Raw genomic sequence first — 17343 nt, 5'->3', positions numbered from 1 at the left:
TTTGGGGACATTTTGCTTTTTAGGTTTTAGATTTTCTTTTGGTACAAGTAGTAAATTGGTGTAGTGGAGATGTAATAGGTGTTAATTAGATTGTAAGCGCTCATAATGTAGGGGCTTTCTAGCCATCTATTGTCAGTTTTAAATAAAACTAAATATTTTGGGTATTCGTTAAGTGGCGTTTTGCGTCTTACATACTCTGCCATGTCATCCACAACCCCGATTGTGTAGGGTTTTAAACAACCTTTGTAAGTTCCTCCAATGCCAATAGAGTAGGTGTCGTCATCATTCCCTTCAATGTTATTAATATCCGATGCCACATTGTAAAGCATCGATTCGCAACCTCCAAGTTCTATAAAGAGTTTCATTTGTATGTTTCGTGTAGCAAAAAGAGTAGGATAGACAATAAAGTTTGGGGCAATAACAAAGATTTGGTAAAAAGAAAATACTACAAGGGAGAAAATGGTAGCAGGTTTAATAAGAGAGGTTTTTATACGGGGAGCAATTTTATAAGCAACGAGCAATGTTAACGGTAATACAAAAGGGAGAAGGTAGCGCTCGTAGAGTTTGTTGTCTTCAAAAAGCAAGGCAAGTAAAATAAGATATCCGGAAAAAGGTAGGAACTTCATTAGGGACGAACCCGACATAGTCGGGATCGTCCCTTTTTGTATTGTTCTGATAACAAACGATGAGAAATATCTTACGGTTAAAAATAGGATTCCCGCGACGAGAAATGGAGAAAATCTAAAGAGAAATACTAACAGATAGAATTTATCGCCAAAATTAGAATCGGCGTGATTAATAATATACACCGAGCTTATTTTATCTGTGTTCTCTAAGGAATCGTGAATGATTTGCCTTGTTACCTCTACTGGATTTACCCAGTTGGCAGGAAAGACGATAAGGTAGGTTGCCAAAAGTATCAAGGAAAATATCACACAGGATTTTAGAGTTTGCCCTACCTTTTTATCTACGAACATTCCTTTAATTAGAATAGCCAATCCACATCCAAAGGCGATTACAATTGCTGGAGATTTAGATAGAAACGCCAAACCAAAAAACACTGCCGAAAGAAGGAGGTATCTAAATTTAGAATTTAGGATTTCGGATTTAGAATTTATAAACAAATATGTATAGAGAACTCCTATCAATGAGAAAGAAGAAAAAAGTACATCCACATGAAATTGTCGCGTATAAAAAAGAAAAAAAGGATCTATCAAAACTAACAATAAATACAGCAAGGCAATTTTTCTGTCAAAGCACTTTTTTATTAATCTGTAGGCTATAAAAACAAGAGTTAGTGTTGCTAAAACTTGCGAAAGCTTAACGACAAAATTAATGGTTACAAAGTCGTTTGGAATATTTTCATCCAAAATATGTCCTGTTAGTTTTGGATAGATTACAGTTAAGGCTCTGTAGGCAGTTCCTCCAAGCCACATGGTTGTTACCCCAGGATGTTGTTTTTGATAAGTTCCTGCAAAATCTCCGTTTAAGAAGGCATGTTGAAAGTTTACGGCTCTTCTAAACCAGCGATTGGAATCAATAGAATAAAAATCCCTTCCCAAAAAATACATGCGTGGAATTAGGGCTAAAATTGTAAGCACTGACCAAAAGATTATATTTCTAACATTCTTCATCTTTCGTAAAGGTAAATGTAGGGGTCAATAAAAAATGACAGTGGATAAGAAATTTTTTTTGTTTCACTGGTTTTATATCCCATATTTTGCAAATCCTCATCGTCTTTATTATAACTAAAAATGTATGTGTAATCATGCTCATCAGTTTTTGGATCTTTGGGGTTTGGGTAAAGCATTCTCCAAGCATGGGAAGGGTTAATTTTATTTGGGGCAACACCGCTCTCTGTCAACTCTTTAGATCTTGCCCAGACATAACGGTTATTAAGAATGAAATCGGCAACAAATTGGTAATTAAGGAAAAGCAAAAACAGTACAAATCCTCCAATTAGTATCTTCTCAAATTGTTTTAAAGGTAACTTAATACTATATGCAAAAAAACAAATCAACATGGGAAAACTTAGTAAAAGGTATCTATCGTAAATTGTTCGGTAACTTTGGTTAAGGTTTAAGGATAAAGCATTAATAAGTATAAATATTAGCAAGGGGTTAATCAGTCCTTTGGGATTAAAAATTAGATAAGTTACGAGAAACCCCACCGATAATTTGCTAAAGATGTCTAATATTTGGTAAAAAACAAAATTTCCAGCAAAGGAGTATTTTAACCCGTTAATACTGTTAGCGTAAAATCCCGATCTTTCAGCAATGTTTTGAAAATAAGGGAATTCGCCTCGCGCGGTAAAGCTAAGATTAAGTAAATGAGTAAGCAGTACGGTTATAACAACCGATATTGTGATTAAAACAACCCCCTGTTTTAACGATTTAACGCTTCTTAATATTAGTATTAAAGCGAGTGGCCCGACAAATGCCATTAAGTAAATTAGGGAGGTAAAGATAATGGAGTAAGTGCTAGTTGCATGGGAGAAATTGTCTAAATGGATCCCTTTTATCTCTTGCATTGTTTGTGTCTGTGGAAAAACAAATTGGTAAAAAACCAACAGAATTAGAATGGTAAAAACGCAAGACAGAGCATATTTCCATTTCTTAATGACCATAAGATATATCCCAAAACTTAGAGCCAACAAAATCGCATTTTGCTTGACAAAAAAGGCTAAGACAGTAAAAAGTAATGCTAGGTGAAAATCTTTTTTTCTTTCTTTATGGTTAAATTTTAAGAAGAAATATAAGGAAAGTAGGCAAAAGAAAACCAAATAGTTTTCGGTCATAAAACCAAATGTAGAGTAAATGTGTAGAGGATTAAGAAAAAATAGAAGTGATAATAGTATTATCACCGATCTTTTTGCTGTATAAAGTGAGATAATTCTAGAAAATATATAAAAGTTTCCAACGGATACTATTAAGGTCAAAACGGGTAATGATTTAACAGTAAATATTCTGGAAAAAATTGTTGCCATCAGGCCCTGCGTGTAAAAGGTCGATCCGATGATTGGATACAGCGTAAAGTTCTTGCTAAGAAAATTGCTGACTGTTAAATAGTGAACCCACTCATCGTTTTGCATAAAGTTGATAGATAAAGCAACTGGAATCAAGATCACAAATAGCAAAATTGTAATGTGCCAAGGTTTAATGTTTACTGGCATTGGTAGAGATCATAAACTGGTGAGAAATATAAGTAATAGGTCTTATTAAAACTACATAAATTTATGTACTTGTCAGGGATTCTATCACTATTCTTTACAACAATATAATCTAAGGAAATGGAATCCGGGATATAATCACTTGGACCAAAAGTTTTTCCTTTAAAAAACGGTTTAAAACTGGTAAAAGTTGGACGAACTAATACCGATAAATCCTCGGGATTATTTTTGGTATTTAAATCTTCTGCCACTTTATATAAACCCTCACCAACCATCTCCGCACCTAGATATTTTCTGGCAAATACGAACCCACCGTATAGTTTGTTGTAGTAAGCTGAGTAAGTTGGAGAAATAGAAATAAATAGAAATAAATAGTAAAACCCCCCCATCAAAATTACGGATCTTTTAATAGGTGTTCTTTTTATTGACTCCAGAAAGTCGTTTAAGATATAAGCTATAAGGGTTGCCATAATTGGAAAAATTGTAATTAAATAGCGATCGATTTTTTGATTAAAAAATGAGAGAAATATTACAAAAGAAATAATTGTTACAGTGGGTAGTGTCAAAAGTGTGAATAAACTTGAGCCCTGCTTAATCTTTCTCACGCCCAATCTTATTCCCCATACATAGCAAAAGCTAAAGATTATGCTAAATCTTAAAAACATAGAAGCAATATAAAAGTACCAAGGGGCAAAGTTGTTTCTTCCCACGAGTGCGGTCATTACTACCTCTTCTTTCATTTTTAAGAATGTGTTTATTGGGTTTAATACAAGAGCAGGGAAAAAAGCGAGAGTAAAAGCACCAATACCTACCAAAGAATAAATAAACAGAAGTATTTTTTTGTTGCGAATTGAAATAGCAAGAAGGTGCATATAAATAACAAATAATGGATATGCCGAGATGTATTTTGTTACCAGAGCAAGTGCAGAAAACAAGGAAAATAAAAATAGATACCTGCATCTTTTGGTTTTAAGAAATAGCAGATACGAAATAAACAATGTTCCAACAAAAGCACTTAAATACCCTTCGGCATGAACAAATCTAGTTATCCCTAAATTAAAAGGTTCGGCAACAAGGAGAAATAATGCAAGTAAGGCAATCCTTCTGTTGAATACCTTTTTGAGCCCAATAAAAAAGTAACCAGAAAAGGCGAGATAAGCAATTTCTATGGGAACCTTGGCGAAGAAATTATAAATTGGAAAATAGTTGGCATCATAGATGGGAAACTTATACCCTCTAAGCGCTTGCACTACAAATCCTGCAATATTTAAAAATAATCCTGTGCTTGCCATTAAAGTTACTCCGGGGTATTGATAATCTGGCATTGTGGAAAAAACCCCGTTTTTCCAATTATCAATAAGTTTTTTGCTCCATCCAAACCAAAATGAGGCATCATCATTGGACTCGTCCCAGCCTAGTTTATAAAAACGGGCAAATATGGTAAAAATAATAACAAGGATAAGAATCCAATTAGAGGTCAACCAGCATCTAAGCCTTTGATGAAATTTCACTATTTTAATCTATCAAAAGGTTTCTTATTTGTCACCCTTTACTTACAGGCATGTTGGGGTAGAATTTGGTAGTATTAAATAATATGTATTCTATTGTGGTTCCGGTTTACAATGAGGAAAAGGCGGTTAAAGACACGATTGACAGAGTTTATGCTGTTTGTAAATCAATGGGTGAAAAGTTCGAAGTAATTGCGGTCAATGATGGGTCAAAAGATAGCTCGCTGGGTGTTTTACAAGCCATTTCCTACGATGAATTTAGAGTTTTAAATCACACAGTTAATAAGGGTTACGGGGCATCGTTAAAAGACGGCATAAAACTTGCAAAATACGATCAAATTGCCATTTGTGATGCCGATGGAACTTATCCCATAGAAAGAATCCCAGAACTTTTGGCTGGTCTTACAAGTTATGACATGGTGGTAGGAAAGAGAATTGGTAGATACAAAAAAACACCCTTTATTAAATCGGCTCCAAAATTTATTTTAGATCAAGTTGCAAATTTGGTCGTAGGTAGAAAGATTGAGGATATCAACTCGGGATTGCGCGCTTTTAGAAAAACCGATATCACGCCATTTTTTAATCTTATTTCGGATAGATTTTCATTTACCACTACTTCAACTCTGTCCTATATGTCCAATGGACTTAGCGTAAAATATATTCCTATTGAATATGATTTTAGAAAAGGAGTCTCTAAAGTTAAGGCTAAAGACGGAGCGGATTTTTTGTTTTTAATTTTGCGAACCGTGATGTATTTTAACCCTTTAAGATTTTTTCTGTGGCCAGCTTTAGGTTTAATGGGTCTGGGGTTTGTTAAATTTGTTTACGATTTATTTGTCGAGCCTTATTTAAACATTACCACCTCCTCGATGCTGTTCTTTCTTGCAGGACTCCAAATTTTGGCTATTGGAATGTTGGCGGATCTGATTGTTAGAACAAAGAAGTGAAATCCTCAATACTTTCTGTGTTGGTTTTTGTTGTTAGTTTAGGAATTTTATCCGTCAATCTAAATTCTGTCGGGGAACATTGGGATGAAGTTACAGTTGCTTCGGTTGGCGAATCATATTTAGGGTTTATGAAAAATGGCGATTTTAGCCCCAGTTCGTGGGAACTAAATCACGAACATCCGCCTGTGGCTAAATATATTTACGGTGTGGCTCGTTTCTTAACCAAGAACATCTCACTTTTGCAAGATAAGAGTGGTTATTATCCCGCGGGGCGCGATTTTGTTTTTGCCCGATTTTTTAGTGTTGTGATGTCTGCGATTACTGTCGCGATTATTTTTCTCATCGCTTGGGAATTAACAAAATCGCGCCAGATTGCGCTTCTCTCATCGGCATTTTTATTTGTCAATCCAGTGTTTCAATCCTACGCTCGAATAATTTCTTTGGAAGTTCCGTTGTTGCTTTTTGGATCGCTGTTTGTTTTGTTCTCTATAAAGTATGCCAATACCAAATCACTTAAAAACTATTTAGCAGTTGTTGCCAGTTTTACGCTATTAATTGGTACTAGATACAATGGGGTGTTGTTACTACCACTTTTTATAGGGAGTCTCCTTTTTAGGGAGACTCCCAAACCCAAAAAAGGAGACTCCCTAAAAATGGTTTTAATGCCAGTGTTTTCTCTCTTAATATTAATTGGAATATGGCCATACCTTTGGCATAGCACAATTATTAATTTATTAGCCAGCGCAGACCGTGGTTTAGAGGTGCATACCAGAGAATACTTTATGGGGCAGTTGGGGAATACGCCTTGGTTTTACTATTTTGTTTATTTTGGTGTTAGAACCCCGCTTTTGCTCTTGGCGACTTTTGTGATAGGGGTTTTTTGTCGCCCAAAGAAAGAAAAATTGATGTTAATCGCCTTGTTTTTACTCCCCTTTTTAGCAAGCGTTTTTCCCTTAAAGCAAGATGGTTTGCGCTATGTAAATTTGTATTTAATAGGATTTTCTATAATTTGTGCTTTGGGGGTTAATTTTCTGCTTGATTTAGCAAAGAATAAAATCTTAAAGTCTTCGATCTTAGTTTTGATTTTTGGTTTTTGCTCTTTGCCCTTAATTAGGTTTTTCCCTTACTACTTGGACTACTACAACGGATTGGTCTCAAGTAACAAAATCTACAACCAACGCCTTTTTGAAATTGGCGGTTGGGGAGAAGGGGTTTTAGAAGCAGTTAAGCGCTTACCCAAATCTCAAAGTAGTCTTGTCAAGAAGGTTTATCTTGCCATAAGTCCTGTTCATATCATTCCAGATTTACCAGAAGGCTACAAATCCACGGCTGATTTTTCACAAGCGGATTTTGTCCTCGTAAACACAAATTACCGTTGGTATGATAATATGGTAACAAGCGAAGATTTAGAAAATCTAAAGCTCATAAACACTGTTCTTGTAGGTAATAAATTCCCCTTGATAACTACATACATCCGTAGCAGTATGGTATTATACTAACTAATATGGAAAATCCGAAGATAGCCCACATTAAGCCCGTGTATTTAGAAAAAACTGAAATTTGGGTTTGGGAGTATATTAGAAACTTGACTCGCTACGACCCGTTTATTATATGTGAGGTAGAGAAGAATTTAGACCTTTTTCCCTTTAAACCCATTTACAAAATAGACCCCGCGAAAGGCGCTAAAAAAGCTTTAGGTTCGGTAGTGAGGGCCTTTATTCCTCGTCACTTAGCCGTAGAAGAGGCCATGGCGCAGGTTATCAGCCGTAACAAGCCGGCTTTAATTCACGCTCATTTTGGCTCTAATGGCGTTTACTCGGCGCCGTTATCCTCAAGATTCGGTATTCCGCTGGTGACATCTTTTTATGGGTTTGATACCAGCTACCAAGGATTAGCCGATAAAATGCGCAAATTTAAGCTCCCCACCGATAGATTCTATTGGGAGCTTGCCTATAAAAGATTGTGGGAGGTGGGAAGCGCTTTTACCGTAACTTGTCAGCTGATGAAGGATACTTTAGTCAACCAGTTGGGAGCTCCTGCGGATAAAGTTATCCCACTGCATCTAGGAATGAATTTGGACAAATATCACCTAGTTATTAAAAAGCCCACCACCGCTCCAGTTATTCTAATTGCCAATAGATTTGTTCCCAAAAAGGGCATGGAATACGCCGTTAGCGCCTTTGCCAAGGTTTTGACTCAATACCCAAATGCCACACTTAGAATAATTGGCGATGGTTCCGAAAAAGAAAAAATAACAGCCCTCGTCAACTCATTAGGAATCACAGACTCCGTCAAATTTTTAGGTCTTTTGGGTTACAACGACTACATGGCAGAGATGCAAAAGGCCGATCTGTTTTTGTCACCCAGCGTAAAAGTTTTGGGAGATGAGGAGGGTGGAATCAATACTACAATAATAGAGGCTATGGCAGTTGGCACCCATGCTTTTGCTACAACAGAATCGGGAACTGAACTTATCTATCACGAAAAAACCGGTCACATGGTGAATCAAAGGGATGCTAACGACTTAGCCGATAAAATAGTCTCTTTTCTTAAATCGCCTAATTTGTGGGAAATGCTTGCCAAATCAGCTCGAAAGCATGTAGAAGAAGAGTTTGACAATCATAAGCAAGGCAAGAGGTTGGAAGAAATTTACGATCATGTACGACTTTAGCTTTTATCCGGGAAAAAAAGTTTTGGTTACGGGTGGTCTAGGCTTTATTGGAAGCAATTTAGCCATTAAACTGGTAGAGCTCGGCTCCGAAGTTACCGTTGTCGATGCGCTTATCCCAGAACTTGGGGGCAATCAGTTTAATATAGACCCCATAAAAAAAGATGTCAAAGTTGTAATTGCTGACATGCGAGATTCTGCCAAAATGGAGAAGGTTTTGGAAGGGCAGGAGGTTGTTTTTAATATTGCAGGTCAGGTAAGTCACGAGGATGGAATGGTAGATCCCTTGTGGGATTTAGAACTTAACGCCACCTCTAACATTTATTTTTTAGAAGCCTTAAGAAGAGTCAATCCCACAGCTAAAGTTATCCACTCCGGAACTAGGCAAATTTATGGAAAAATAGAGCATATTCCAGTTAACGAAAGGCATTTGGTCAGGCCCTCCGATACCAACGGCATTAGCAAATTTGCCGGCGAATGGTACCACATGGTCTACGCTTCGGTGTATGGTTTAAAAACCACTTCCATTAGATTAACCAACACTTTTGGACCCAGACAACTCATGAGGCATGGACGGCAAGGTTTTATTCCGTTTTTTATCCGATTGGCGCTAGATGGCAAAGAAATTAGCGTTTATGGCGATGGGTTGCAGGTTAGAGATATGACTTATGTGACCGATGCCAACGATGCTATGTTGTTGGCCGGGCAAAGTGACACTTCTAATGGCAAATACTACAATATAGGGGGCATAAAACCTATTACTCTGTTAGATTTTACTAAAAACATTGTAAAAATGGTTAAAGGCAGTAGTTATCATTTAATACCATTTCCCGAAGGTCGTAAAAAAATAGATATTGGAGATTATGTTGGAGATTACACTAAAATAAAAGAAGATCTAGGCTGGCGTCCTAAAGTATCCATAGAAGAGGGTCTAAGAAGAACAATTTCCTATTACAAGAAGCATAAAAAGCATTATTGGTAAAATGCCATCAAGATATTACCTCCCGCTTATTCTTTTATTCTCAATCTGCCTACTAATCCCATATCTTGGGATTTACTATATTCAGCCCACCACAGATCTTTGGATACAGCGCGCCGTGCATTTTTACTATGCTGTAAAAAGTTTTAATTTTGAAGGTTCTTATACCATGTACCACCCAGGGGTAACTATTATGTGGCTTGTGGGGGTAACTTCGGGGATTTTTTACAAGATTAATGGAGGGGTGGATATTTTTTCTTTTGATATTTTTCCTCAATATATCTTTTTAACGACACTCTCGGTTGTTTTGGCAGAAATAGGAGCCTTAATTGTTTTGTATAAGGTTTTATCCCGAATACTTGGGGAAAGATCGGCTTTTTTATCCGTTGCCGTCTTGCTTTTGGAGCCGTTTTTCTTGGGAAATGCCAGATCTATTCATATGGATACTCTCGTCACACTTTTCGGTTTTATTTCTTTAAGCTATTTTTATCTAGGGCTCAAAGATTTTGTCAAACTAGATTTTGTGGCAAGTGGGGTGTTTTTAGGACTTGGGTTACTCACTCGCATCAACACAGGGGCGGTTTTTGTGTTTTTTGTCGTTTACATACTCTACAGAACATTTAGAAAGAAAATGCAACTTGTACAAGGAGTAAAGTCCTTATTTTTGGTTGGAATTGTGGCATTTGCAGTGTTTTATCTTTTATTTCCCGCCATGTGGTTTAATCCTCTAGATACTTTGTTTAAGGTATTAAAAGAGGGGGTACTTGATACGGCTTTATTGGAAGATTCTAGGCGAAATGTGTTTTTGGCACTGTCTAGTTTTCCGTTTATCCAAAAAGTATTTACTTATCCTATATATTTACTCTTTAGATTAACCCCCGTAATACTACTGTTATCTTTATATTTTGTTGTTGTAGAAAGAAAGAAGCTGGAGCTGGAATCGAGAAAGTTTGTGAGATTTGTAGGGCTTTTTGCTTGTTTTTACTATCTAATTATTACCATTCCTGATAAGCAAATATTTAGATATGTTTTGCCGATTGTTCCAGTCTTTGCAGTTATAGCAGGACTTGTTCTTTCTAGGATAAAGAGAGTTGGTTTGATAGTTGTAATATTTGCTTTTCAGCTATTTACAATTGTTAAAATCTACCCTAACTTTTTTGTTTATTTTAACCCGCTTATTGGGGGTATATCGCGAGCCCAAGATGTGATTAATTTAAACCAAGATGCTACGGGGTACAAAGAAGTCGCGAATTATCTCAATAAGATTTCGACTCCAGCAACAACAGTTGCCATGTACGACAGCAACGCATTCACTCCGATTTTTAAAGGTAATGCCATTATGCTAAAATCTTATCAGACGATATACGGAAAAGATGTGGATACAGACTATGTTTTGCTGCCAATAAATTTGGGAAATGAGTTTTTGCCTAGCAGTAAGTATCACTTATCAAAGACTTTCAAAGTGTCAGGTTACGATTATTATTTCTTGTATGAGAGGATATGATCAATTGGTTTGTTGATTTTAAAAAAGAATTGCTAGAGATTGGTTCAGAAGTCAACGCCTCGATAAAGAGGGTTTTAGACAGAGGTTGGTTTGTGCTAGGATCAGAAGTTACATCTTTTGAAAAAGAGTTTGCCAAATACTCCTCGTCACAATTTGCTGTTTCTTGTGGCAACGGAACCGACGCGATTGCGCTCGCCCTTAAATCATTGGATTTACCTGCAGGCTCGCAAGTTTTAACCACCCCGTTTACGGCAACTTACACTTCATTGGCGATTAATATGGCGGGATTGGTTCCAGTTTTTAGTGATATTGATGAGACTTACAATATAGATGTAAATTTAAAGTTCAATCCGCCAATCGGCGGACAAAGTTCAAAAATAAACAGGTTTGTTTCTCACGAAATAAAAGCAGTTGTACCAGTACATTTATACGGAAATCCCTGCGATATGGACCCCATCGTCAACTACTGTAAGGAAACAGGGGCGGTTCTAGTGGAAGACTGTGCTCAAGCTCATGGGGCAAAATATCGGGGCAAAACTGTAGGAACATTTGGAGAATTGGGTTGCTACAGTTTTTATCCCACAAAAAATCTTGGAGCCTATGGTGATGGTGGGGCTGTAGTTACAAACGATGCCAATCTTGATAAAAAGCTTCGCATGCTTCGCGAGGGTGGTCAATCAGCCAAATATCAACACGATATTTTAGGCGTCAACTCGCGGCTTGATGAAATGCAGGCAGCAATATTACAAGTTAAACTCAAGTTCCTAAAAAAATGGACAGAGCGAAGACAACAAATAGCCAAATATTATTTAGAAAATCTAACAGGAGTCGGCGATCTTAAATTTCCTAAAGTATTAGAAGGTTCTGAACCGGTATACCATCTTTTTGTTCTAGCAACATCAAAACGAGACGAGCTCGCAAAGTTTTTAGCGGAAAAAGAAATTAAAACAGCTATTCACTACCCAATCCCGCTTCACCTGCAAAAATGTTACTCGTATTTAGGCTACAAAGAAGGGGATTTTCCTAACGCCGAGAAAGCCTGTCGCGAGGTTTTAACAATCCCACTACATCCATATTTAACTGATGAGGAGGCTAGTGAGGTGGTAAAAACCATCAAAGGTTTTTTTAGAACATGACCTTTTGTGTATTTATCCGCTCCACAACATATCACAACAAATCTGGAGGTCTAGAAACCCAAAACAAAGTTTTATGCGAAGGGTTAGTAAAAGCTGGTCACAAAGTTTTTGTTGTCACCACAAGTTTAAATAGGGATTATCCCAAATTTGGGATAATCCCTAATCATGTTCCTAATTATGTATTTACTAATTCTCAACCTGGGAAATATTCTTTGCAGTGGTTCAAGGAAAGCGTTAAGGCTTATAAAGATTTATCATCCAAAGAAAAAATAGATGTCCTAATTAGCCAAAGTAGTGCTGGACTTGCTGTTTTTAAGAATGCTCGTAATGTCAATGTCAAGAAAATTGCAATTAATCACGGCACTTCTTTTGGGGAGTTTCAAACTCGCCTAAAACAAGTTCATTCTCTAAGAAATTTGATTCGGCTTATTATAAAAGATCTTCCCATGTTAGTTGGGGGATATTTGGAGGACTATCGACTTTTTAAATTGGGGGATAAAATTGTCTGTGTAAGCGGAGTTGTTAAGGGTAGGGTAGAAAAAGAGTTTCCAAAGTTCCAAGATAAGCTGGTAGTGATTGATAATGGAGTAGATATCGAAAAGTTCAAATGTCGAATGACAAATGTCAAATTAAGATCAAATGACAAAAAGGAAATGAGGTTGTTAACAGTGGGAAGAGTAGTAAAAGAGAAAGGGTTAGAGGTGCTTTTTGAGAGTCTTGAGTCACTTAAGGAGCTTGGGTCACTTAGACTCACCATCGTTGGTGGGGGAAGCGACTTGGAGTATTTTAAATCTCTCGCTAAAACACTGGCGCTCCCCGTGGATTTTGTGGGAGAAGTCACAAACGAAGAAACTGTTAAATATTATCAGCAAGCAGATGTTTTTGTTCTCCCGACCCTTAGACAAGAGGGATTTCCCATGGTTTTAGCCGAAGCAATGGCTTCTGGTCTTCCAATCATCGCGTCCCGTGTTGGTGGAATTCCTTCGGCAATTGTTAGTGGTGAGAATGGTATTTTGGTTACTCCAGCATCTCAAGAAGGGCTTTCTAATGCTATTAGACAACTTGCAGAGAATCCAAAATTGCAAGAAACTCTGTCAGAAAACGCTCTTATTGCCTCCAAAGAAAAATATAGTCAACAAACCATGGTAAAAAAATATCTTACATTGGTGGTAAAATAGTGCAATGAGTTTTAGAATAGCAAGAATTATCTATGATTGGCCAAAGCCTTGGGATGGGTTGGCACCAGCACCATACTATCTAACAAAACATCAAAAGCTTTTGGGTAATTCTCTGACCGTTTTTTGCGGTCGTTGGAATAAATCCGGCGGTCCCGAAAAAATCTCCGGTGTTAGCATAATCTCTTTTCCTCGCGAGCCTGTAGAAGGCGTTATGCTGCTTACCACAGCGCCTTTAATGTCCTTATATTTTTTGTTTTGGAGAGTATTTAACAAAGTTGACATTTATCATGTCCATGGGCATTTTGGTTTGTATATCTATCTTTACAAATTCCTTTTTGGTTGGTTGGATAAAACTCCTCTTGTGGCTCATTTTCATAACACTACTGCGGGAAGAATTGCAATTACCAATGGGGAATCTGTAAACAAAGACGGTTTTTTCGTTAAAAACATTGCAATACTTTTGTCTTTAATCTCCGATAAACTAGCGGTCAAAGTGGCAAGAGCGTGTATTTTTGTAAGCAAACAAAATATCGATGAAGCGATTAAATATTATCATGTTCCTCGGGAAAAATGTTTTTTGGTAGAAAGTGGCGTGGCAACAGAGGTGTTTGATAACAAGATTCAGAAAGGCGATAAAAAGCAAATACTTTATGTAGGAGCTTTAAATTCCAGAAAAAATGTAGAATCCTTGGTTGCTTCTTTGCAGTATCTTCCCGATTTGTACAATCTGAAGATTATTGGAAGAGGCTTCGAAAGTTTCGTTAACAAGATAAAAGAAATCGCAAAAGACACAGGGGTTTTAGAGAGAGTTATTTTTGAAGGATACATAGAAAATGCTCATTTGCCAAAATACTACGCGGAATCTGCCATTTTCGTCATCCCGTCGCTCTATGAGGGTCTTCCCAAAGTAGTTTTAGAGGCGTTGGCATCGGGAATTCCGGTACTGGCGTCGGGGTTTAGTATTAAATCTCCAATCAGCGGCCTGTTTTTTATAGATAACCCCACGCCACGAAAAATTGCAAGCAATATTTTAAAAATAGTGCAATCTAATGTCAAAGTTGATAGTAACTATATCGAAAAATATTATAGCTGGAAGGCAAAGGCGCAAGAAATTCAAAAAATCTATGAGCATCTTGTCGAAAATTAATTTATCCCATTTAAAATATCTTTTTCTTATACCAATAGTATTAGGCTGGTTTTATTACCAAGGATACTACCTTTCTCGCAATTCGTACCCCTTTGACGATCAATCCGATTATTTATCCTATGCTATCCAAATCAAAGATACTGGTGGGGTATTAAAATTTCCCTATAATCTTGTTACTAACAACTTTAGCGAGAATCGGAAAAACCCTTTATATGCTGTTTTACTCTCTCCCTTTGCCAAGGCAAATCCAAGTTTTTTTAGGGATGCCAAGTTTATAAACTATATTTTGTCTTTTACTCTACTAATTACTATTTTTGGCGTGGTTCTAAAGTCGTTTGGAATCGTTCCAGCTATGGCTGTAGCGGTTGTTTTTTCCTGCAATAAATTCTTAATCGAAGAATTTGCGGTGGTTGTTCCAGATAGTCTTTTTGTTGGTCTTTGTGCCGTATCGTGGTTTTTTCTCTGGAGAGGACTAGAAGAAAATGCGTCAAAAAAATTAATTTGGGGTATGGGGGTAGCGTCGCTGGCTTTTTTTGCCAAGCCCGCCGGGATTTTAGTTTTATTATCTTATATTTTTTCGGTAGGGTTAATCTTTAAATTTAAAGTTTTATCAAATAGAAACTTTTGGTTATCGTTAGTTACATTTTTCTTAGTTTCCTCCCCACTTTTTTTGCGTAATATCATTGTCTATAGGAATCCTTTCTATAACAATAACACCTCGCTATTATGGATTGATAATAGGCAGGAGAGAAGGGCAGTTGGTTTTAGGGAAAATCCCCCCACAGCTTTGAATTATTTTAAAACACATCAGCTTGGTAATGAAGTTTCTCAGCTAGCCCAAAATTCTGTAAGGATTTTATCTAATGTTTCTTTAATTGCCTTGTTTGAGGTACAACAACTGCGTTATCCTATTATCCTTTTAGGATTAATGTTGCTCGGGATGTTATTTGACCCGCAAAAAAAGCGAGCATTGTTTTCGATGGTTCTTTTTGGTGCGTTTTTTGTCTTTTTTTCCTACAATTATCGGGTTAGTCCTCATTACCGCCATCTTATTCCGGTTGGGTTTTTGTTTATTTGCTACCCGACTTTCTTTCTAGTTTCTATACTTAAGTCATCTAAGGTACTTAAGTTACTTATGCTTTTAATCTCGTTTACCCCACTAATACTGGCATATCAAACGGGGAAAGTTGTTCCATTGCCCAAAGTAGAGGCTGGGTTAATAGAAATGCCGTCGGAGCAATCGGCGTTGATAAATTTTGCGCAAATTAATTTTACTAAAGATACAATTTACATTAAAGGCAACGAAGAACGGTTGTCATATGAGTGGTATACCAGTATTTCGGGGGTAAAAATAATTCACCCCTACCTAAATTCCTTTGCGGAGTTTGTAAATTTTATAAAGGAAAACAAAATTAGATATATTATTTTGGGTTCATCAACGGTGTATTCATTTCCAGAGATTTATGATGGGTATTTTAACTTTAACTCTGGAAGGGTAAAAATTGTTACAACCCCCAAAAATTGGAGTTTAGTATTTTCTTACTCCGGCAATGACGAAAACAAATTGCCCAGAGTACTAGTTTATGAAATTATCTAAAAAGCAACTAATTTTGGTGGGGAGTTTTTTGTTTTTTTATTTCGTTATTAAAGTTGCTCTGTATTTTTTAAATCCCACGGAGGTTGGTGATTCTTACCGTTTTTTAAAAGCGGGGCTTTCTCTGTCCTCTTTTAGCTACCCGCTAAATGAAAAACGCCTTCCTCTTTTTCCTTGGTTTTTATCCTTAGGAGTAAACAAGTTTGTTTCTAACGAAATTAAGTTTTTTGATCCAATCTGGTGGGGAAGATTTGTAGCCACAGTTTTTTGTTTGGGATCGTTACTTTTAACATTTAAAATATCTTTAAGGCTTTTTAATAATTTTAGAATTGCCTTTTTTACTCTACTACTCACTGCACTTTCCCCAATTTTCTTTTATGGAACATCACGGGTTCTTGCCGAAGGGCAGTTCGCTTTTTTTCTGCTGTTATTCTTATATCTTTATCTTCTTAAGAAAAAGTATTTAGTTCTAGGATTAGTTGCGGGGCTATGCTTTTTAACTAGGTATGAAGGAGCTTTGCTGATATTTGCTTTTGGTTTGGACGCTCTAATTGCCAAAAAATTTAGGAACTTCGGGCTTTTGGTGCTGGGGTTTACCCTGGTTGCAAGTCCCGTAATTGTTCGCAATATATTAATTTTTGCTAATCCAATAAAATCGGCTTATTTTTTGGAGCCTGCTGGTTTTAGCTACAACTTTAAATCAGTACTCATCGTCGTCTCGGCTTTTTTGTTTTGTTTTGGAAATTTGCTCATTTCTCCTTTGTTGCTAATCACATCAATTAAAAAACTTCTTGTTGAGCATCGTCCCATATTTTTCTATTTGATTATGAGTATTGCCCTATTCTTTTTTTGGATTGCGGCAATGCCCCGTTTGTTTGTTTACCTAATTCCAGTTTTTGCTATCTTTACAGTTCCTCCAGTATTGGAGACATTGTCTAAACCTTGGTTTAAATCTAAATTCTACCTTATAACACTATTTATAAATACTATAGTGTTTATTTTGTTTAGAATGGAATACCGTTATCATTTTTTGGTTTTGGGCAAATGGTTTTTGCTGGTATTTTTAGTATTGTCAGTTGCTACAATGCTATTTTTTATTGCGGATAAAGCCAAACTTTTCCTGGGTTTTTTAGCGCTTTCAATACTTGTTTCCGCGGTTGCCTATACAATTCGTTTTAAAGATGTTTATCGGACTGTATATCAAGCCGTGCTCTTCTCTAAAGATTTAGATGGGAAAATAGCCTACAGCGACGAAACCGGTATTACCTCATGGTATTTAGCTGGTCATGACACATTATATTTTGACGACACTGATGGGGAAGAAAGCGTTGATTTTTTAAGATCACAAAGTGTTAAGTACGCTCTAGTTACGAACGAATTCGATGAGTACAGGCGCCTGATTTTTTTGGAAAGGGAGGATAGAGAAAACGATGTTGAGCTTGTAAAGAAATTTACAATAAATGATGGTGGTTATATTAGGTACTCAAAGATTTTTCGGTTAAAATATTAAATG

13 protein-coding genes are annotated in these 17343 nt (G+C 36.7%); 10 read left to right on the top strand and 3 right to left on the bottom strand.

Annotated elements, in window-relative coordinates; translation table 11 throughout:
• Window positions 1–26: 26 nt before the first annotated feature.
• The 3 genes from KKF75_01280 to KKF75_01270 are packed head-to-tail and all read right to left on the bottom strand — an operon-like array spanning window position 27 to window position 4680.
• Entirely contained in the window at window positions 27–1634 is a 1608-nt protein-coding gene (locus tag KKF75_01280) for a glycosyltransferase family 39 protein (GenBank protein ID MBU4380837.1), read from the bottom strand.
• Window positions 1631–3172, bottom strand: a complete 1542-nt coding sequence (locus tag KKF75_01275) for a glycosyltransferase family 39 protein (protein MBU4380836.1) — start codon at window positions 3170–3172, stop codon at window positions 1631–1633. The genes KKF75_01280 and KKF75_01275 overlap by 4 nt, the downstream gene beginning before the upstream one ends.
• The gene (locus KKF75_01270; protein MBU4380835.1) at window positions 3163–4680 is read right to left on the bottom strand and encodes a glycosyltransferase family 39 protein; all 1518 of its coding nucleotides are present in this window, start codon (window positions 4678–4680) and stop codon (window positions 3163–3165) included. The genes KKF75_01275 and KKF75_01270 overlap by 10 nt, the downstream gene beginning before the upstream one ends.
• 83 nt (window positions 4681–4763) lie before the next feature.
• Between KKF75_01270 and KKF75_01265 the strand changes: the two genes are divergently transcribed.
• The 10 genes from KKF75_01265 to KKF75_01220 are packed head-to-tail and all read left to right on the top strand — an operon-like array spanning window position 4764 to window position 17340.
• Window positions 4764–5624, top strand: a complete 861-nt coding sequence (locus tag KKF75_01265) for a glycosyltransferase family 2 protein (GenBank protein MBU4380834.1) — start codon at window positions 4764–4766, stop codon at window positions 5622–5624.
• Window positions 5621–7123, top strand: a complete 1503-nt coding sequence (locus tag KKF75_01260; protein ID MBU4380833.1) for a glycosyltransferase family 39 protein — start codon at window positions 5621–5623, stop codon at window positions 7121–7123. Before KKF75_01265 ends, KKF75_01260 begins: the two co-directional genes overlap by 4 nt.
• A gap of 5 nt (window positions 7124–7128) precedes the next feature.
• A complete protein-coding gene (locus KKF75_01255) occupies window positions 7129–8295 on the top strand; it encodes a glycosyltransferase (GenBank protein ID MBU4380832.1) in 1167 nt (388 codons plus the stop codon).
• Window positions 8282–9274 (top strand): GDP-mannose 4,6-dehydratase, encoded by a 993-nt coding sequence (locus KKF75_01250; protein MBU4380831.1) that lies wholly within the window; start codon window positions 8282–8284, stop codon window positions 9272–9274. The genes KKF75_01255 and KKF75_01250 overlap by 14 nt, the downstream gene beginning before the upstream one ends.
• A gap of 1 nt (window position 9275) precedes the next feature.
• On the top strand, window positions 9276–10775 hold the full coding sequence (locus KKF75_01245) for a glycosyltransferase family 39 protein (GenBank protein ID MBU4380830.1): 1500 nt from the start codon (window positions 9276–9278) through the stop codon (window positions 10773–10775).
• Entirely contained in the window at window positions 10772–11911 is a 1140-nt protein-coding gene (locus KKF75_01240; protein ID MBU4380829.1) for a DegT/DnrJ/EryC1/StrS family aminotransferase, read from the top strand. The genes KKF75_01245 and KKF75_01240 overlap by 4 nt, the downstream gene beginning before the upstream one ends.
• Window positions 11908–13089: a glycosyltransferase family 4 protein gene (locus KKF75_01235; protein ID MBU4380828.1), complete on the top strand. Its 1182-nt coding sequence runs from the start codon at window positions 11908–11910 to the stop codon at window positions 13087–13089. Before KKF75_01240 ends, KKF75_01235 begins: the two co-directional genes overlap by 4 nt.
• A gap of 4 nt (window positions 13090–13093) precedes the next feature.
• Window positions 13094–14236: a glycosyltransferase family 4 protein gene (locus KKF75_01230; protein MBU4380827.1), complete on the top strand. Its 1143-nt coding sequence runs from the start codon at window positions 13094–13096 to the stop codon at window positions 14234–14236.
• Window positions 14214–15833, top strand: a complete 1620-nt coding sequence (locus tag KKF75_01225) for a glycosyltransferase family 39 protein (protein ID MBU4380826.1) — start codon at window positions 14214–14216, stop codon at window positions 15831–15833. The genes KKF75_01230 and KKF75_01225 overlap by 23 nt, the downstream gene beginning before the upstream one ends.
• Window positions 15820–17340 carry a glycosyltransferase family 39 protein gene (locus KKF75_01220; protein MBU4380825.1) on the top strand — a complete coding sequence of 507 codons (1521 nt, stop codon included), beginning with the start codon at window positions 15820–15822 and terminating at the stop codon, window positions 17338–17340. Before KKF75_01225 ends, KKF75_01220 begins: the two co-directional genes overlap by 14 nt.
• Window positions 17341–17343 lie beyond the last annotated feature (3 nt).

The organism is Patescibacteria group bacterium (assembly GCA_018896215.1).
In the GTDB taxonomy this organism is placed as follows: domain Bacteria; phylum Patescibacteriota; class WWE3; order 0-14-0-20-40-13; family 0-14-0-20-40-13; genus JAHINB01.
The sequence above is the reverse complement of the archived record's forward strand: the minus strand, read 5'-3'. Positions and strand labels throughout refer to the sequence as shown.

Bases quoted from the DNA above. Each gene is read 5' to 3' on its own strand.
- KKF75_01220 (MBU4380825.1), top strand. From the start codon at position 15,820: ATGAAATTATCTAAAAAGCAACTAATTTTGGTGGGGAGTTTTTTGTTT.
- KKF75_01230 (MBU4380827.1), top strand. From the start codon at position 13,094: ATGAGTTTTAGAATAGCAAGAATTATCTATGATTGGCCAAAGCCTTGG.
- KKF75_01225 (MBU4380826.1), top strand. From the start codon at position 14,214: ATGAGCATCTTGTCGAAAATTAATTTATCCCATTTAAAATATCTTTTT.
- KKF75_01265 (MBU4380834.1), top strand. From the start codon at position 4,764: ATGTATTCTATTGTGGTTCCGGTTTACAATGAGGAAAAGGCGGTTAAA.
- KKF75_01250 (MBU4380831.1), top strand. From the start codon at position 8,282: ATGTACGACTTTAGCTTTTATCCGGGAAAAAAAGTTTTGGTTACGGGT.
- KKF75_01255 (MBU4380832.1), top strand. From the start codon at position 7,129: ATGGAAAATCCGAAGATAGCCCACATTAAGCCCGTGTATTTAGAAAAA.
- KKF75_01235 (MBU4380828.1), top strand. From the start codon at position 11,908: ATGACCTTTTGTGTATTTATCCGCTCCACAACATATCACAACAAATCT.
- KKF75_01240 (MBU4380829.1), top strand. From the start codon at position 10,772: ATGATCAATTGGTTTGTTGATTTTAAAAAAGAATTGCTAGAGATTGGT.
- KKF75_01245 (MBU4380830.1), top strand. From the start codon at position 9,276: ATGCCATCAAGATATTACCTCCCGCTTATTCTTTTATTCTCAATCTGC.
- KKF75_01275 (MBU4380836.1), bottom strand. From the start codon at position 3,172: ATGCCAGTAAACATTAAACCTTGGCACATTACAATTTTGCTATTTGTG.
- KKF75_01280 (MBU4380837.1), bottom strand. From the start codon at position 1,634: ATGAAGAATGTTAGAAATATAATCTTTTGGTCAGTGCTTACAATTTTA.